General features: G+C 41.8%; 14 protein-coding genes and 1 CRISPR repeat array. Of the genes, 7 read left to right on the top strand and 7 right to left on the bottom strand.

The genetic code is table 11. The features are described from left to right. Positions 1–16: 16 nt before the first annotated feature. The 3 genes from V7K84_RS09290 (at position 17) to V7K84_RS09300 (ending at position 5,590) form a co-directional block, all read left to right on the top strand. Positions 17–295 carry a GlsB/YeaQ/YmgE family stress response membrane protein gene (locus tag V7K84_RS09290; RefSeq protein WP_099101768.1) on the top strand — a complete coding sequence of 93 codons (279 nt, stop codon included), beginning with the start codon at positions 17–19 and terminating at the stop codon, positions 293–295. Between the two features lie 59 nt (positions 296–354). Next, positions 355–1,266: a hypothetical protein gene (locus V7K84_RS09295; RefSeq protein WP_334837515.1), complete on the top strand. Its 912-nt coding sequence runs from the start codon at positions 355–357 to the stop codon at positions 1,264–1,266. A 700-nt stretch (positions 1,267–1,966) separates the two neighbouring features. Beyond that, positions 1,967–5,590 carry a response regulator gene (locus V7K84_RS09300; RefSeq protein ID WP_334837516.1) on the top strand — a complete coding sequence of 1,208 codons (3,624 nt, stop codon included), beginning with the start codon at positions 1,967–1,969 and terminating at the stop codon, positions 5,588–5,590. A gap of 21 nt (positions 5,591–5,611) precedes the next feature. Here V7K84_RS09300 and V7K84_RS09305 read toward each other — a convergent pair whose 3' ends face one another. Continuing rightward, a complete protein-coding gene (locus V7K84_RS09305) occupies positions 5,612–6,307 on the bottom strand; it encodes a Uma2 family endonuclease (RefSeq protein WP_334837517.1) in 696 nt (231 codons plus the stop codon). Between the two features lie 223 nt (positions 6,308–6,530). Next, the gene (locus tag V7K84_RS09310) at positions 6,531–7,547 is read right to left on the bottom strand and encodes a ribose-phosphate pyrophosphokinase (protein WP_334837518.1); all 1,017 of its coding nucleotides are present in this window, start codon (positions 7,545–7,547) and stop codon (positions 6,531–6,533) included. 1,253 nt (positions 7,548–8,800) lie between these two features. Between V7K84_RS09310 and V7K84_RS09315 the strand changes: the two genes are divergently transcribed. Together V7K84_RS09315 and bioD are read left to right on the top strand one after the other, a co-directional pair. Continuing rightward, positions 8,801–10,546, top strand: a complete 1,746-nt coding sequence (locus tag V7K84_RS09315) for a protein kinase domain-containing protein (RefSeq protein WP_334837628.1) — start codon at positions 8,801–8,803, stop codon at positions 10,544–10,546. Next, positions 10,546–11,235: a dethiobiotin synthase gene (bioD, locus tag V7K84_RS09320; protein ID WP_334837520.1), complete on the top strand. Its 690-nt coding sequence runs from the start codon at positions 10,546–10,548 to the stop codon at positions 11,233–11,235. The genes V7K84_RS09315 and bioD overlap by 1 nt, the downstream gene beginning before the upstream one ends. Positions 11,236–11,375: 140 nt before the next feature. On the opposite strand, the gene V7K84_RS09325 is transcribed toward bioD, so the two are convergent. Next, complete coding sequence (locus V7K84_RS09325) at positions 11,376–12,272, bottom strand: ATP adenylyltransferase family protein (RefSeq protein ID WP_334837629.1); 897 nt, start codon at positions 12,270–12,272, stop codon at positions 11,376–11,378. A 227-nt stretch (positions 12,273–12,499) separates the two neighbouring features. On the opposite strand from V7K84_RS09325, the gene V7K84_RS09330 reads away from it, so the two are divergent. Together V7K84_RS09330 and V7K84_RS09335 are read left to right on the top strand one after the other, a co-directional pair. Next, a complete protein-coding gene (locus tag V7K84_RS09330; RefSeq protein WP_334837521.1) occupies positions 12,500–13,762 on the top strand; it encodes an HhoA/HhoB/HtrA family serine endopeptidase in 1,263 nt (420 codons plus the stop codon). Between the two features lie 483 nt (positions 13,763–14,245). Beyond that, positions 14,246–14,497 (top strand): hypothetical protein, encoded by a 252-nt coding sequence (locus tag V7K84_RS09335; protein WP_334837523.1) that lies wholly within the window; start codon positions 14,246–14,248, stop codon positions 14,495–14,497. Between the two features lie 290 nt (positions 14,498–14,787). On the opposite strand, the gene aroF is transcribed toward V7K84_RS09335, so the two are convergent. The 4 genes from aroF to V7K84_RS09355 form a co-directional block, all read right to left on the bottom strand. Next, positions 14,788–15,846, bottom strand: coding sequence for a 3-deoxy-7-phosphoheptulonate synthase (gene aroF, locus V7K84_RS09340; RefSeq protein WP_334837525.1), 1,059 nt, complete (start codon positions 15,844–15,846; stop codon positions 14,788–14,790). A gap of 285 nt (positions 15,847–16,131) precedes the next feature. Then, positions 16,132–16,602, bottom strand: coding sequence for a PAM68 family protein (locus tag V7K84_RS09345; RefSeq protein ID WP_289796490.1), 471 nt, complete (start codon positions 16,600–16,602; stop codon positions 16,132–16,134). Positions 16,603–16,613: 11 nt separating this feature from the next. Continuing rightward, positions 16,614–16,883 carry a 30S ribosomal protein S15 gene (rpsO, locus tag V7K84_RS09350; RefSeq protein WP_094348354.1) on the bottom strand — a complete coding sequence of 90 codons (270 nt, stop codon included), beginning with the start codon at positions 16,881–16,883 and terminating at the stop codon, positions 16,614–16,616. A 142-nt stretch (positions 16,884–17,025) separates the two neighbouring features. Continuing rightward, a CRISPR array of direct repeats spans positions 17,026–17,783; the repeat unit is 37 nt; unit sequence GTTTCAATCCCTAATAGGGATTTTAGTTGATTGCGAT. A 355-nt stretch (positions 17,784–18,138) separates the two neighbouring features. Further along, complete coding sequence (locus V7K84_RS09355) at positions 18,139–18,462, bottom strand: hypothetical protein (RefSeq protein WP_334837526.1); 324 nt, start codon at positions 18,460–18,462, stop codon at positions 18,139–18,141. Positions 18,463–18,617: the final 155 nt, after the last annotated feature.

Consider the following 18,617-nt stretch of genomic DNA (forward strand, 5'->3'; position numbering starts at 1 on the left):
GTGAAGGAGAAATTCGATGACTAACATTATTGCTTGGCTGGTTTTGGGTTTAATCGCAGGTGCGTTAGCGAAGTTATTTTATCCTGGAACCCAAGGTGGCGGTATTATCTCTACCATTGTATTAGGAATCCTGGGAGCCGTATTCGGTGGTTATTTGGGTCAAGTATTACTAGGAAGTAGTTCGGCAGCAGCTGCATCTGTAGGAGCTTTATCTCTGGGAAGCATTTTATTTGCTGTTATTGGTGCAATGATACTAATTTTCCTTTGGGGTTTACTGACTCGTCGAGCTGTGTAATTACCTCAATTTCAGGTAACAATTTTGGGAATCACTTCTAACTGCAATAAACCGATAAAATGACATTAGAAAAAGAGCGAAGAACTATAGGAGTTTTCGCTGGGTATTCCGATGCACAATTGGTACTAAAGGAACTAAAAGCCGCTAATTTTCCAATGGAGAAAGTTTCTGTTATTGCACGGAATACAGAAGAACAAAGTGATATTGCTGGTGTTGAAATCATCGAAAACACTGGCAATACATCCTCAGAAGATGCTGCTGGAGCCTTTAGTAGTGATGCTTTAGATGGTCTTACTGGTTTATCAGTCGATCTAGTCCTCTTGGTAATTCCTGGTATAGGCCCAGTCATCTTAGCCGGAGCGGAAGTAACTGCGATCGCTACCACTTTAGCAGGTGGTTTGTCCGGTTTGTTCCTAAGTTTAGGAATTGCTGAAAAGCAAGCACAGGGTTATAGCGATCTTGTCTGTAAGGGTTACTATTTGGTGATAGTAACCGGTATAGACATAGAGATTCGTCTCGCCAAGAGAATTTTTAATCGCCGTGATATTCAACAATGGGGAGTCTTTGAGCCATACTCAACCCCAAATAATCGCTATAAACACGCACTTGGTGTTTTTTATCAGCGTCAAGACGCAGAAAGAGCGCTTACTGAACTGAGAACTGCTGACTTCCCAATGAGTCAAATATCAATAGTTGTTAAAAATACAAGCAACTTTAGTGATATTTATGAGGTAGACATCAGCACTTCTCAAGATAAATATACTACTTTAGGACTTTCTGATGAGTTAGCTAGATATTATGAACGTCATCTGACTCTTGGTCATTACTTATTAGTATTAAAAAGCACTGATATCTATGTAGCAGGCGCAAGAGCTATTTTAGAGAGTAACAAGATTCAACATTTTAGTATTTATAGTCAATCTGAACTAGATGCGGCTAGAAGCGATCGCCAGGTTATTACCAACTTCTAGTTAATCCTCAAGTTAATATTAATAGTTTTTACGACTTACTAACAGCTTACAATTTTAGTAATACATTTGTACTGTAAATTATATACTTCTATGGGTATAGGTTGTATTTTTAACCCTTAAGTTTGCTGTGGAATTAATGCTGCTTGCGATCGCTAAGGTTACGGTTGCTCTGTAGATTGATGTACAATGGCATAGATGTTATATTCAACCGCAAAATCCACTATATTATCTAGTGTCTAGATAAATATATTATGTTTTAATTAATTTAATTTTCCCGATTCGGCTGTTTAATTTTACTATCCAGTCTTTTTGTTGATTTCAAAGTTATTGAACCATTACAATATAAATTTAAAATCCCATTTTTTAGCTAATGTTAAATTTAGAATCTAAGCAAAAATTTTCCTTATTCACGGTCAATATTAAATTAAAAATATAATAAAGTAGTTGCTTATTTTGAAATAAGTTATGCTATTGAATGAATGATTGCCAAAATATTAGATAAAAATATTAGTATTTAGATATATACTTATTTAAGTATTCGTTACGTTTCTAAAAATTTAGGATACAAATGATAGTAGTTAGTGTGCAAAAAATTAGATATATCCTAGATAAACTAAATATCACCCCTTGATTTTGCATAGCCAAAACATAATTAAAATAGTCTCAAAAACAGAAATAATTTGAATACCTGCCTGGAGTAATGTTAAACCGTTTGAAGATTGGACCCAAGATTGGAGTAAGTTTTGCTTTGAGTTTGGCAACTCTGACCACCATTGGTCTAATCTCCTACCAAAGCACCAATGAGCTAATTGAAACTTCGCGCAAAGAAAGCCATACTTACCAAGTGTTAAGTCAGCTTGAAGACCTCAACTTGCAACTGACAAATGCTGAGACAGGGCAACGCGGTTACATTATTACTGGAGAACAGCGCTATTTAGAACCTTATAACGCTGCCATTCAAGTACTAAATCAAAAAGTTAGGGAAATTCAAAGGTTAACGGCAGATAACCCCAACCAACAAAATCGGCTTGATATTTTGCAGCCACTACTAACCGAGAGAATGGCTGTAATGAAAGAAGTCATAGAGCTACGGCAAAGCCAAGGCTTAGAAGCTTCTCAGAAAGCAGTTCTCACAGACCAGGGTAAGCAGCTGATGGATAATATCCAGAAAGTTATCCAGGCGATGAAAAATGAAGAGAATGCGCTGCTAAAACAGCGTTCTGAGAAAGCACAGGCAGCTGGTCGGCAAACCCTCGCTAGCATAGTCTATAGTATTCCCTTCTTTTCTTTGCTCTTAGCTTTGATTGGCTTCACCCTGACCAGACATATTTCAGTACCCCTGAAGCAAGTTTCTGATTTAGCAGAAAAAATGGCAGATGGGGATTTATCGGTAAGTTTAGCAGATAGCGATCGCCAAGATGAAATTGGTGTGTTGACACGCACCTTTAACCAGATGATCGTTAATCTGCGAAATACAACTCAAAAAAATGAGGAGCAAAACTGGCTCAAATCTAACTTAGCTGAATTTACCCAGATGCTCCAAGGGCAAAGAAATCTGGAAAGCGTGTCTAATCTGATTTTGTCGAATTTAGCACCACTAGTTGGGGCCTCACAGGGCGTTTTTTATGTGATGGACTCCATAGACGACCAGCCTGTGCTGAAGTTGCTGAGTGGTTATGCTTATAAAGAGCGAAAAAATCTAGCAAATCAGTTTCGTTTGGGTGAGGGACTGGTGGGACAATGCGCCCTAGAAAAACAAAGAATCCTCCTCACAGAAGTTCCCAGTGACTATATCCGCATCGCTTCTGGCTTGGGAGAAGCACCACCGCTAAATATTATTGTCTTGCCCATACTATTTGAGGGGCAGGTAAATGCTGTAATTGAACTTGCCTCTTTTGGGCCTTTTAACCAGTTGCACCTAACATTTTTAGAGCAATTGAGTGAAAATTTGGGTGTATTTTTAAATAACATCGCCTCACAATTGCAAACACAGCAACTACTTGAAGAATCTGTTGCTTTAACAGAGGAACTGCAAACCCAGCAAGAAGAACTACAGCAAAGCAATCAACGCTTGGAACAACAGACGCAAGAGCTTGAGGAATCACAATTTCTTGTCAAGCAATCTAACGAAGAATTGCAACAACTAAATGAGGAACTAGAAGAAAAGGCAGAATTGTTAGAAGTTCAAAATCGAGAGGTGGCCCGCAAGAACCAGGAAGTTGAGCGGGCGAGGAAGTCTTTGGAAGAAAAAGCTGAACAACTGGCCTTGTCTTCCAAATATAAGTCAGAATTTCTGGCGAATATGTCCCACGAACTGCGAACACCGTTAAATAGCCTATTAATTTTAGCAAGGCTGCTAGCAGATAACTCTCTTAACAACTTGACCGACAAACAGGTAGAGTACAGTCGAACTATTTACTCGGCTGGGACTGATTTGCTGGAATTGATTAATGACATTCTAGATTTGGCAAAAATTGAGTCGGGTACTATGTCGCTCGATATTGAGCAAATTGCTCTTGCAGATTTGGAGACATCTCTAGAGCAGACTTTCCGGCAAGTTGCCCACAATAAAGAAATCAATTTTACTATTGAACGGGATGAGAAGTTACCCCCAACAATTTATAACGACTCTAAACGTCTGCAACAAGTACTGAAAAATCTCCTAGCTAACGCCTTTAAATTTACAGAACAGGGAGGCGTGAAGTTACAAATATTCCAAGTTGATAATTCCACGATCGCTTTTGCCGTCAGCGACACGGGCATAGGCATTCCAGCCGAAAAGCAGAAGATTATTTTCGAGGCATTTCAGCAAGCAGATGGCACAACTAGCCGCAAGTACGGCGGGACTGGCTTGGGCTTGTCCATCAGCCGTGAATTAGCTCAACTGTTGGGAGGGAGAATTGAACTACTCAGCCAACCAGGACAGGGAAGCACCTTCACCCTTTACTTGCCCAAGCAACAGGAAAAGAATGGCCCAAATATCACTACACCATCCCTTGAGCAAACTACTTCTATCCGTACAACATCGACCATAAAAGAAGTTTCGATACTGGAAAACAGACCCACAACCGCGGACATCTCTCCATCAGTGAAAGTACTTCCCAGCTTACCCCACGATATTCCAGATGACCGGGAAATAATTCAATCGGGCGATCGCATTTTGTTAATTATCGAAGATGACGATAAATTCGCCCGTATCTTACTAGATATGGCCCGTCAGCAGGGTTTTAAAACTATTGTTGCTTTACAAAGCAAACAAGGTCTAGCACTAGCAGAACAGTTTAAACCCAATGCAATTATGCTAGATATCCACATGCCAGAGATGGATGGTTGGACGGTGCTGGATCGTCTGAAGCATAAACCAGATACCAGACATATACCAGTACACATACTTTCTGTTGATGAAAGACAACAACGGGGATTACAGCTAGGAGCGATTACCTATCTCCAAAAACCCGTGTCTCCAGAAGCGCTAACTCAGGTATTAACTGAAATTAAAAGCTTTATTGAGCGTCAGGTAAGAAATCTCCTGATTGTCGAAGACGATCCCGTACAAGCCCAAAGTATTATCGAACTGATTGGTAATGGCGATGTCCAGAGTACAGCAGTAGGTACGGGGGCAGAAGCTCTCTCGATTTTGCGATCGCATCACTTTGATTGTATGGTACTCGATCTCGGTCTGCCCGATATGAGCGGGTTTGCCCTAATTGAGCGGATAAAGCTGGAACCCAAGCTTTTGAAACTGCCGATAATTGTTTACACCGGTAAAGAACTCAGCCGACAAGAAGAAACCCAGCTGCGGGGACTAGCAGAAACAATTATTATTAAAAATGTGCGATCGCCAGAGCGGTTGTTAGACGAAACTGCCCTATTTTTGCATCGGGTGCAAGCAAATTTGCCCACACCAAAGCGGCAAATGCTAGAGCAACTACATCAAACCGACCCAGTGCTGGCTAATCGGAAAATTTTGATTGTAGATGATGACCTCAGAAATATTTTTGCCCTGACCAGCTTTTTAGAAAGCTATCAAATGCAAGTGCTGTTTGCCGAAAACGGCAGAGATGGTATAGAAAGACTGCAAGCTAATCCTGAAATTAATATAGTTTTGATGGATATCATGATGCCAGAAATGGATGGTTACGAAACCACCCGCGCCATCCGCAAGCAACAACAGTTTCGCTCACTACCAATCATTGCTTTAACTGCCAAAGCCATGCCAGGCGATCGCGAAAAGTGCATCGAAGCTGGAGCCTCTGACTACATCACCAAACCTGTAGATACCGAGCAACTGCTTTCACTGCTCCGCGTTTGGCTGTATCGGTGAGATTATAGAAAACTGCTGTATTTATTCCCTCTTTCCGATAGTCTCATTCAACTTTTGCATAAATTCTTGATGTTCAGTGGCAGCTAAACCTGCTTGTAACACAGATAACACCGTTGTCATCTCTCCTGACAGCAAGGCAGGTATCGACAACCACAACCCTGGAAACACCTGACTACGAATAATTCCCTGCTCATCGGTTGGTAGCGAAACATACTCGTCCGCTTGTAGTCTAAACCAATCCAACTGATTATCTAATGTTCGCCAGACAATATACTCCTGTACTCCATTCCGCCGATAGGTGCGTTTTTTATCATGTAAATCTATGGCTGCACTGCTTGCTGCCACTTCTATCACCAGTTCGGGTGCGCCTTGGATATAATCATCTTCACTAATCAATGCCTGTCTGCCCGGAATGAATAGTACCGCGTCAGGCTGTGGTTCATTATCCGCATCTAAACGCACTGTGGGTTCAATTCCCAGAACAAGGCCAGGCGTTGCCGTTTTATAGTTCCACAACCACCCAATCAAGTTTCCATGTGGTTCCCCATGACTTTTAATTCTCAGTGGCGATGCCATGATATACACAACTCCCTCAACCAGTTCAGCTTTTCTTAAATGCGGCATTGCCTGATAGCGACGCTCAAATTCGCAGCGAGATAAGCGATCGCCATTTTCCAAAGGTAAAACTGAAATCACTTTTTTAGGAGTTGCAACCATCCTTTTGTCCTCTTTACCCAAATTGTCCAAACTGAATCAAAGTATTCTAATTTGGCAGTGCTGCATCCATTTTACTACTGCACATCAAAAAGCTCTTGTGCAGCGATTAGGGGTTTAGCTCACAAGGGACGTTAGTGTTGGCATAATAATTAAAAGCAAAAACCCACACTGCACCCGATCGAGGAGTCAATGTGGGTAATTTATCCCTGTAACGGGAATGTGGTTAGCGGAACATACTACTGACTGAAGTATCTTCATGAATTCGCCAGATCGTTTCTCCCAACAGATTAGCTACTGACAGCACCACTAGTTGTGGAAAACGATTGTTTTCTGGTATGGGAATGGTATTGGTGACAATGACTTCCTCAAACAAGCCACTAGACAACCGCTCCATCGCTGGTGGAGAGAATACCGCATGAGTTGCACAGGCATATACCTGACGCGCTCCTTCTTCACGCAGTAATCGCGCTCCTTCTGCGATCGTTCCCCCAGTGTCGATCATGTCATCTACTAACACTGCCGTTTTGCCTTTGACATCGCCGATGATATTTAACACTTCTGCAACATTATGGGCCTGACGACGTTTGTCAATAATCGCCAGTGGAGCATCACCCAGTTTTTTCGCAAATGCCCTAGCTCTTGCTACACCACCAACATCGGGAGAAACAACCACAAGGTCGGGCAATTGCTTGCTTGCTAGATAATCTAGTAATACTGGTGAACCGTAAACATGGTCAAAGGGGATATCGAAATAGCCTTGAATCTGAGCCGAGTGTAAATCCATTGCTAGAACGCGGTTGGCACCGGCTTCCACGATCAAGTTAGCAACCAGTTTGGCGGTTATTGATTCTCGTCCTGCTGTTTTGCGATCGGCACGAGCATAGCCATAGTAGGGAATTACTGCCGTTACCTGTCGCGCAGAAGCTCGACGACAGGCGTCAACCATAATCAATAATTCCATCAAATGATCGTTGACGGGTTGACAACATGGCTGGATTAAATAGACATCACAACCCCGAATCGATTCTTGGATTTGAACGTAAAGTTCTCCATCCGCAAATCTTTTGCGAATCATTGGCCCCAAGTCCATGCCCAGATAACGAGCGACTTCTTGAGACAGTTGTAAATTGGCAGAGCCAGAAAACAGCCGCAGGCGATGATTATCGTTCAGTCCTGTTGCAGATGGTTGCATTTTGAAAGTTGCAGAACTGAGCACAGCAGATCCTCTATGTGCATTCATAGTAATATTATCATTAGAGATTTCATAGATTTAACCAAGAAATAGCCTAAAAAAACATCTGTAAGTTTTATTGAAGCTTCCATACAAAATTTAAACATTTTTGCATAAAACTATTATTCGCTAGTTATCTAGTTTTCTTGACAAACAAGCTATTGATAGCTTAACTGACATCAAGTTAATGCACTAGGTCTATAGTTCAATTTTTTGGTTGAGGTAAATAACCCTAATTGCTTAAACATTATTGGTGTGGTAGGTTCTTTTAATTACCTCATTGATAGCTGAGAGTAAAGCATTGACAACTTTAGTGATATTAAAGAGTTTGTCCTCACACAGTATAGCACCTGTCACTAAGTAGTCAAATGGTAGCTTATTACTCTATGATTTACGCATTAACAAAAATGACAATCATAACAAGCCCAGAAGAGGCTAGCAGCGGACAAATTAGTCCGTGTAGAAGCACATTTTTAGATAAAGTTTTCATAAATATTAAATAAATATTAAATAAAGATATTTTTTGATACTAAAAATATGACTCAATAAAAATAATTTTATCTAAGTAAATTCATGTAAATATTTTTACTTAAAAGTTTTTCATTAAATGTAGAAAAGTTGTTCAATATCAATAACATTGTATTGTAAATGTTAAGCCTGAACCTGAGCATCCTGTCAAGTGTAAGCTACCAATTGCCGCTGAATTAGTGAGCATCCGTATTGTTGCCGGGATAAAATTAGTACTGTTGGGTTTGCTTTAATCTTTGGGTGGTTGCGATCGCTCCAGTTGTGGTAGCGATAACTGTTTCTGACTTTCGATTCAAACGAATGAGAATTTAGGATGTCGGGGCGATCGCCACTCGAATAAATTTGGGAAATAGCCGAATAGCACAAAAATTGACAAAATCAAGATTTTTAGTGCTAAAAAAATCATTCTCGATCTTGATTCTGAATTATGAATTCTGAATTCTGCATTCTTCTTCAATTTCCCCAAGAATTGATTAAAAAACAGAAGAGTGATTTGTATAACCTGGATTCTCAAGTGAATTTTGCATATTTCAAAATCTCTGGTTTTTCTAGGAAGAGAAATTGAATGGGAGATTGGGGACTCTGAAGTTGTGGAGTAGGAAAAACCTTGCCCTGGTGGAGTGTACTTGTTGAGTATAGTAGAATATTGCCGCAGGTAACTGTCCGTCGCCTCTTGGACTCAATCTTTGTGGGTGACTGTCTCTTCAGTTGCTACTACACTCAATCAACCGATCATGCAACCACCGATTACAGTTGGCACTGTCTTGCAAAACCGTTACCGCATAATTCAAATTCTCGGACAAGGAGGATTTGGTAGAACCTATCTGGCAGAAGACCAGAGGCGCTTTAACGAACTTTGCGCGATCAAGGAATTGAATTCAACAGCAGGGTCGGCTTTGGATTGGGAGAGGGCACAAGAGCTTTTTCACCGAGAAGCTGCCATTTTATATCAAATCGAACACCCACAAGTACCGAAATTCCGCGAAAGATTTGAGCAAGATCAACGCTTATTTTTGGTGGAAGACTACATTGCAGGTCAGACGTACCGCACTCTGCTGGCTGAACGTCAAGCTGTGGGTAAAACTTTCACAGAGGCTGAAGTATTGCAGCTGATAGAGTTGTTGTTGCCTGTTTTAGAGCATATTCACAGTAGAGGAATTATTCACCGGGATATCTCGCCAGAAAACATTATTTTACGAGATAGTGACGCTAAACCTGTGTTAATTGACTTTGGGGTGGTGAAGGAACTGGCAACGCGTTTACAATCGCCAGATAGTCCCATACCAAAAACCACCGTAGGAAAATTAGGCTACTCTCCCAGCGAACAAATGCAAACAGGGGGAGCTTATCCTAGTAGTGATTTGTATGCATTAGCGGTAAGCGCGATTGTTTTGCTGACTGGTAAAGAACCAAAGGATCTATTCGATCAAAACCAACTAACTTGGAATTGGCAGCGGTGGGTAAAAGTGAATCCGCGATTTGCTGTAGTGTTGAATCGAATGTTGAATCATATACCGAGCGATCGCTATCAAAGTGCTGCTAGTGTATCTCAAGCACTACAACCTTTACACGAAGTCAATCTTCCGAATGTAAATGTGTCTAACTTGCAAACAATGGCAGTTAGTCGCCGTCCTGACTTAGTAGCACCAGCAGCTTCGCCCAAAAAACCCGATCCTGTGATTCCACCAAGTTCCACCAGATCAATCTTGGATAATCCGCTAGCGATCGCCGCAATTGCCATTGCTGTGACGATCGTAGCAGGATTTGGTTCTTGGGCACTAGTTAGTTCCATCCGCAGTCAGTCGAAAACACCAGATGAGACGCTTCCACAAAATTTCCCTTCACCAGTAATTTCTGGTGGTACTACATTCACACCGACGCCAACACCAACACCAACACCAACACCAACACCAACACCCACACCTACTAACCAACCTGTTATATCTACTAAGCGCCTCAACCTTACAGCATCTAACCCGATCGCGGTTGAAGGTACTCTCAAAGCAAATCAAATCATCCAGTACAGCTTTTTTGGGCGAGAAGGTGCTAAATTAAACACGTTTATTGACCCAGGAAGCAACATTCTGCTAACAGTCTTAAGTCCCAATGGACAACCAATTGAGAGTACTGCCCAACAAGTCACATTTTATCAAGGTACATTGTTGGTTACTGGTAGATATACCATTGAGTTAACTCTGCTTTCAGGAGTTGCCGAAAGCAATTACAATCTCAATGTTGCATTAGAAAAACCAGTCAAACCAACACCGACAGAGACACCTCTGCCACTTCCTACAGAAACACCCTTACCAATTCCCACAGAAACACCTTTGCCATTTCCTACAGAAACACCCTTGCCACTTCCCACAGAAACACCTTTGCCAATTCCCACAGAGACACCCTTACCAATTCCGACGATTACTGAAGCGCCAACTTTGCCGCCGGCTGATGAAACACAACCATTTTCTGGCCAAAGAAATTAATGTTAAACACACTACTGATTACTGGAACTGATACGGAAGCTGGTAAAACTGTTTTAACAACAGCGTTAGCAGCTTATTGGCAAAAATATTACCCGCAGCGTCGCTGGGGAATCATGAAACCGATTCAATCGGGGATTGGCGATCGCGAATGGTATCAAAAGCTATTTGCGCTAGAACAATCTGCTGAAGAAATTACACCTTTATACTTTCAAGCACCCCTGGCTCCTCCTATAGCAGCAGCACGGGAAAATCGCCGAGTAGATTTAGCAGTAGTTTGGCAAGCTTTATCTAAGTTGCGATCGCAGCGTGATTTTGTACTTGTAGAAGCCTTGGGAGGGTTAGGTTCGCCAATAACTGAAGAATTAACGGTAGCTGATTTGGCGGGGGAATGGCATTTACCAACAGTATTGGTAGTACCAGTGAGATTGGGTGCGATCGCTCAAGCAGTGGCGAATGTAGCGTTAGCTAGACAATCGCGCGTCAATCTCAAAGGCATTGTTTTGAACTGCGTACAACCCCGAACGGATGCAGAAATAGCCGACTGGACACCATCTCAATTGATTCAATCACTCACTAACACGCCAGTTTTAGGCTGCTTACCCTATCTAGATAACCTGACTGATTTAGATAAACTTGCTCAAATAGCATCAGATTTAGATTGGGAAACACTAACACTTGAGAATGATTAAATTGGGGGAGGAGGCAGGGGGGCAGGGAGCAGGGGGGCAGAGGAGCAGAGGAAGGGAGTAAAACTTTTTTTATGGCGATTTTAAGTCCTGCACTTTGTAATTCATCTACTTGAAAACTGCTGTATATCGCACTAACTCAATTAGGATACAGCAACATTTTTGAGGATAGTCATTGGCCCTTGGGTTTTGAGAATCTCCATTTCTGCTGCGTTTCGTACCAGCAGGGCACCAGCGAATCCTAATGAATTCACAGAGATAGATTGGAAATGCTCTTGCGATCGCGGTACGATTAACATCCATTCTCGTGTTGCTAGCAGATTGTAAGCACCAGATTGCTTGTCATCTAAACCTACAGCGTGACGCAAAGTGTGATAAATTTCCAGTGTCTCTTGGGCGGCTGCCAATGGCGATCGCACCCAATTAGAATTTAATGGTGCGAAAGCATGTACAAAAGGAAGTTTTGCTAAAGTTGCATTCGAGTTTTGAAATTGTGCTGATGTTAGCAAAGCTTCAATCGGTATTTGCAACCCTGAAGGGGCAAGTGGTAGTGGCACTAATTGTAAATGCTTGTGTCGCTGACTAGCACCTGCGGTTTTGCCACTGTTGTAAAATGCTAAACCATCGAAATCAGCTAAACACGCCCACATAGCCGTAAAATCTTCCAGAGTGAGTAAGCTTTCTTGTTCCTCGAAACCACGGGTGATGATTAGCAGATGATACTCTACAACATTGAATTTATTTAAAATACATACATGGGTATCGGAGATATCCGCTACAAATAAATCTTCTTCGTAGGGCAAAAAAGGGTTAAACTCTTCACCAGAAGTAGCAGATTGTTTTTCCTGTTTCTTCTTAGCTGATTTTTTGTGATTCAGGTTAGACAAAATCCGTACCAAAAAGCGCACGCCATCCTGTTCAACAAATTCAAATTCTGTCGGAATCGATAGTAACGCTCCGCATTGCAAAGCATATTCAGTCCGTTCTTTAACACTTGTCCATAAAGTGTCAGCTTTAAGTAAGATTTTCCCCTGTGCCATTTTTATTCCTTCAGGCATGATGAAGAGTGCTGAGTTCCGTTAGCTATCCGCTAACAGCACTGAGTTTGGTAAAGAGTACGCAGCGATGTACGTCTCTACGAATGACTATATTCCAATACGGTTCAATAAAATACCAAAGCTTTCACAACAACGCAATACCTCCGCAACAAAACTGTCACAAATCATATCTACATTAGTAATACATCTAAATATCCTTCCAGACAGCAATGCAAAACGAATCTCGCGACAGAGAACACCCATCAAATAGCATTTCACATAACACTGCTGATGCCAAATACCGCAATCAAGCACCCTGGAAAAAGGCTGCCGCCTCTCTATCGCTGGTGCTGCTGGGATCGGGTATGACATTGGCAGGCGGCTATATGGCTGGACACTCTCAGCAGGTGTCTGAAAATGCATCTAATTTGGCAGTAAGTCGAGTAAATGCTGCTCCTCCATTACCAGCAGGCACAGATCCTAACTTTGTTATCCAGGTGGTGCAAAAGGTAGGGCCTGCTGTAGTGCGAATTGACTCTTCCCGAACCGTAAAAACCCAGTTACCAGATGAATTTAACGATCCACTTTTCCAACGCTTTTTTGGCTCTCAAATGCCAGAACAACAGAATCGTGTAGAAAAGGGTACTGGTTCAGGTTTTATTATTAGTGCTGATGGTCGTATTCTTACCAATGCCCACGTAGTTGATGGTGCTGATACCGTAACAGTTACACTCAAAGATGGGCGTAGCTTTAAAGGTAAAGTGTTAGGAAAAGACGAGTTGACCGATGTTGCCGTTGTCAAGATTCAAGCAGACAATCTCCCATTAGTAGCCTTGGGTAACTCAGATCAACTACAACCCGGAGAATGGGCGATCGCGATCGGCAACCCCCTTGGATTAGATAATACAGTAACTACCGGAATTATCAGTGCCACCGGACGCAGTAGCAATCTAATCGGCGCTCCCGATAAGCGAGTAGAGTATATTCAAACCGATGCCGCAATTAATCCCGGTAACTCCGGCGGCCCCCTGCTAAATTCTCGTGGCCAGGTAATTGCCATGAATACAGCCATTATTCAAGGGGCACAAGGATTAGGCTTTGCTATTCCTATCAACACAGCACAACGCATTTCCAGTCAACTAATAGCTACAGGTAAAGTAGAACATCCTTACTTGGGAATTCAGATGGTGGGGTTAACACCTCAGCTAAAACAAAATATCAACTCAGATCCCAATAGCGGTTTGAGTGTCAATGAAGATAAAGGTGTATTAGTTGTAAAAGTTATACCAAATTCACCAGCTGCTAAAGCAGGGATACGTGCTGGTGATGTGATCCAAACGCTTGGAGGTCAAGCAGTCACAGATGCCAGCAGTGTCCAAAAGGCTGTAGAAAATAGCCAAGTCGGGAGCGATTTACGTATGGAATTACGTCGCAATGGGCAGAATCTTAACATAGCTGTGCAACCTGGTGCTTTCCCCATCCAAGTGCAATAAAAGTTTTGCTAGTCAATTAAGTAAAAGGGAATTTTCTGGGATGGGTATTGTGCCCGTCCCTTTTTTTCTGGTGGCAAAATTGAGTTGCAGTAACCGTATTGCAGTTAGAGGTTGTTTGAAAAGTGTTTCGCTGTGATTTTAGGCGCTTTTAGATCCCCCCTAACCCCCCTTAAAAAGGGGGGAACCGGAATCAAAGTCCCCCTTTTTAAGGGGGATTTAGGGGGATCTAGAACGTTTTGCTACCGACAAGAGAACTTTTCAAACATCCTCTTAGGTAAACACTGCCACCCTGTAAAAATAGTTTTATTCAATAGCAGAGTCATGTTTACATTTTTTATCCATGACATTAGTCACGATTCAACTAATTACCTTTTTCACTAGTGAATAGCTCTTTTTAACCCTAGTATTTATTTGTCAAAGGAATTCATATTTTATGAAAAATTAATTTCTTTGATGTCAATATCATAAAAGGAAAGTTTGCGAATGAGTATTAAAAGAGTGCTTGCTATTGCAGCGCTGATTTTACCAATTGCTGTTACCTTTATTCCTTTTCAAGCCGATGCTCAGATCGGACGACCAGTTAGGCGATCGGTTCCAGCTAGAATAATCAGAAGACCAGTGCGAGTTAGGGTTCGTACCCCTGTTCAAGCGAGAAGGAGAATAGTGATTCCTGGACGTTGGGTGCAAACAAATCGTGGTCGCCGCTGGATACCTGCTCGCTCTGTATATAGATAAGAAGTCTTACAATTGCAAAAAATATTGTCTATCAATATTGATTGCAGATTTCTTTTTTCATAGCTTTAGTTAGTGTTTAAAAATCCCCTTTAGAAATCTTCTAAAGGGGCATTATTTCATATTTACAATAGACTTCAGCCCTCACCCTGAATCCCTCTCCCAAGCTTGGGAGAGGGACTTTGAAAATGGCTTCTATTCTCCCAATTTGGGGAGAATTTGATTTATCAGGACTAAAGTCCTGACTAAAAACTTTAATTTATTTATGCCTAGCAATAAGTTGCAACTGAATTTTAAGCTAGAGCTACTGCTGGTTGCTGCCAGCGTCCCACCGCTTTACCAATTACTGCCAATTCTTGCATCAAGTTATCGAAACGGTCTGGTGTCAGAGATTGGGGCCCGTCGGATAAAGCTTTGGCAGGATTAGGGTGAACCTCTATCATCAAGGAATCTGTACCAGCTGCGATCGCAGCCATTGCCATTGAAGGCACAAATTCAGACCAACCTACGCCGTGGCTGGGGTCAATCATAATTGGCAGGTGAGTTAGCTTTCGCAACACGGGTACTACCGATAAATCCAGTGTATTTCGCGTATACTGACGGTCAAAGGTGCGTATTCCTCTTTCACACAAAATTACATTGGGATTGCCAGATGCCAGAATATACTCGGCTGCCATCAACCAATCTTCAATAGTAGCTGCCATTCCCCGCTTCAACAGAACTGGTTTCGGCTGCGCTCCCACTTTTTTGAGCAAGGAGAAATTTTGCATATTTCTTGCCCCCACCTGAATCACGTCAGCAACTTCGGCAATTTTATCCAGGTCTGCGGCATCCATTACTTCTGTAATAATACCTAGTCCGCTGACTTCCCGCGCCCTTGCTAACAAATCCAAAGCACTCTCGCCGTGTCCTTGAAAGGCATAAGGTGAAGTCCGGGGTTTGTATGCCCCTCCGCGCAAAAATGCGGCTCCAGCAGCCTTGACGCGCCGCGCTGTCTCCACAATCATTTCTTCATTTTCTACAGAGCAGGGGCCAGCAACAACTACCAAAGGCTGGTGTTCCCCAAATACTATCGCTCCATTGGGAGTATTAACAACTACATCCGAAGCTTCACCGTGGCGGTACTGACGGCTAGCTCGTTTGTAAGGCTGCTCTACCCGTAACACCTGCTCAATCCAGGGGCTAAGTTCCTGAATTTGTAGCGGATCTAAGTTGGCGGTTTCACCTACTAGACCAATAACTACTTTGTGTTGACCTACAATTTTTTCTGGAGTTAGCCCCCAACTGCTTAGTTCCTCATCAATGCGGTTTATTTCCGCCTCTGGAGAACCACTTTTCATTACTATAATCATCTGAAAGTTCCTGATTAATTAATTGAGTAAAATTTTGTGTAAATAGGCTAACTATATTGTTACCTATTGGCCTAATTACAAATAGTTAAAAATAAAATTTGTTTACAAAATAAATAGACAAAATGTAGCGCTCAGTCAGTAGTCTTACTATTAAATAACTAGATATGGGGTATAAAAAGGATTATATAATTTTAATTACAATGTTGAAGTGATAAAATTTCAACTTCAACATTAACTTTTTCATTTACCCAATATCACAGTTACTTAATACCTGAGCGCCGTTCATTATAAGTTTTTTTGCCGAGTTTCGCGCCAAGCTGCCACCATTCGTCCCAAATTGGTGTTGAACTCACCCAAACCCAACAAACTTCCGACTTTTTCTTCATCCCAAGAGGCAGAGAGAACACCATAAGTTATCCCTAAAACCCCCAAACCAAATAATCCCATGTTCACCAATAACACGGCGATGGGAGGTAGTCGGATATCGGAGTAGGCAGCAAGCAGATAGCTAGCAACCAAGGCGCTAATGCCCAAAGCTGTTGGTACACCAGAGAACCCAGCTACCCGTCGGATCATCCGTTGGCTGACTACTTGGGGAATTGCCATCTCTTGTTTGGTGTAAACCACTTTTTTATCAGCCTGTTTGACGGATTCTTGGGGCTGTGCTGCTGGTTTACTTTGAGTTTTTGCGGGTTTTTGGCGCTTTTTATTCGGTTCAAAGGGCAAACGACTGCGTTCAGATTCTTCAGCAGACATAAGCGGTAGTCCTATCCACGAATACCGAGACGAGCAATCAAAGCTAGATATTTTTCCCGGCTTTCTTGCGATATATAAGCTAGAAGACGCTTGCGCTGTCCGATTAGCTTCAACAGTCCCCGCCGAGAAGAATGGTCTTTTTTATTTGCCTGGAGATGTTCGCTGAGGCGGTTAATGCGCTCAGTTAGCATCGCTACTTGGACATCGGCCGAGCCAGTGTCAGTTTCGTGAACTTGGTAGTTGGAGATTATTTCTTGTTTCCGCAGTTGCGTGAGGGCCATGGTCGATTCAGTTTCTAGTTTTTCTAAAATGTATGCAGCAGTCTCCTATAATATCACAGCCCTCAAGCTGGATGTGGAATGACTCTTGAGGTAATATTTGTATTTTTTGATACTAAGTTTTAGAGGTTAACTCTCGATATACGTTTTAATCCCTCATAGGGATTTTAATTGATTGCGACCAGTAGAAATGTGGGAACCGGAAGGGGCAAGCTACTACGTTTCAATCCCTAATAGGGATTTTAGTTGATTGCGATCGAAAACTATAAAGGTGCAACTATAAACCCTTCTGTTTCAATCCCTAATAGGGATTTTAGTTGATTGCGATTACTACAGCAAAATTACTTAAATCAAAAATAAATGTTTCAATCCCTAATAGGGATTTTAGTTGATTGCGATTGCCGTATCCTGTCGTCATTTCTATTAACCTTCGTAGTTTCAATCCCTAATAGGGATTTTAGTTGATTGCGATTTCTAAAAACTCTTGAGTTTTTGCTCCAGTCTGCGTTTCAATCCCTAATAGGGATTTTAGTTGATTGCGATCCCTATAATCAATTTCTTTTTCAGACATTTCAATTGTTTCAATCCCTAATAGGGATTTTAGTTGATTGCGATGTTTCCTGGCTGCTATCCCTCAGATTTGGCAATATTTGTTTCAATCCCTAATAGGGATTTTAGTTGATTGCGATCTTTGTGGGCTGCATTGGGCGGCTTGCTAGGCGGGTTTCAATCCCTAATAGGGATTTTAGTTGATTGCGATCCTAAACAGATCAACCTTATTAGATATAGGAGTTGTTTCAATCCCTAATAGGGATTTTAGTTGATTGCGATTTGATTACTCTAACTATATTATCAAGTAGTTTTTTGTTTCAATCCCTAATAGGGATTTTAGTTGATTGCGATCGCAGGCTTCTGAAAGGCTTGTGTTATTTGATTTTCAAGGTTCAATAGCGCGAATGCAAAAATCATAACATAAGGAGTAGCAATTGTGCTAACTGTAAATAGCTGAAAGTCAGTCTACATAAGGTGCGCGGATGGCTTCAAGATACTACAGCCCTCAAATCCTTGCATATACGGCAATTCAGCTATTTTTGTATTCACCCCTTCCCCAACACCTACCCATCCGCGCATTGAGCGAAAAAACTAATCCGATTGGAAAGCTGTTTCTGTTTACTTTATAGATATCCTACTCGATTAGGTTCGCTGACTTTAGGGTGATGCCTACGCCTATACAATTCCAGCATCCCCATGACTAACCTTATTTGCCAACGTCTTCAAAGTCTGTTATTGCATAAGCAAATTCTCTAAAAGCTGTTTTAATCAGAACCTCTTTTGTTCCTCTTTCCAGAGAAGAGTTGCGTATGAGGTCTGTTAATTCTATGAACAACAGAGAAAACATAAAACGATCTTGGCGGTCAACTTGTTTCAAGCAAGACGATATAAACTGATAAAGCTCTGTTTTTCTGGGTTTGGTCTGTTCATCCCATATTTGCAAGCCAAGCCGAAAAGTTCTCAAACGGATTTCATTGGTGTTGAAGGACGCGTCTTTGTAGCGGACTGATACGCGTTGGGGTAGTTCCATGAGTTTTAGCTATACATATTCAACGTAAAGTAATTATTCACTTATATTTTGGCTCAACCGGAAAAATCTGATATTTTGCACCAATGGCAACAGCCGCCAGATGTTAGAAACGAATGACTGGTATGGAATATAGGGAGTTTTGTAGGGTAGAACGG

The organism is Nostoc sp., assembly GCF_036917315.1.
In the GTDB taxonomy this organism is placed as follows: domain Bacteria; phylum Cyanobacteriota; class Cyanobacteriia; order Cyanobacteriales; family Nostocaceae; genus Nostoc.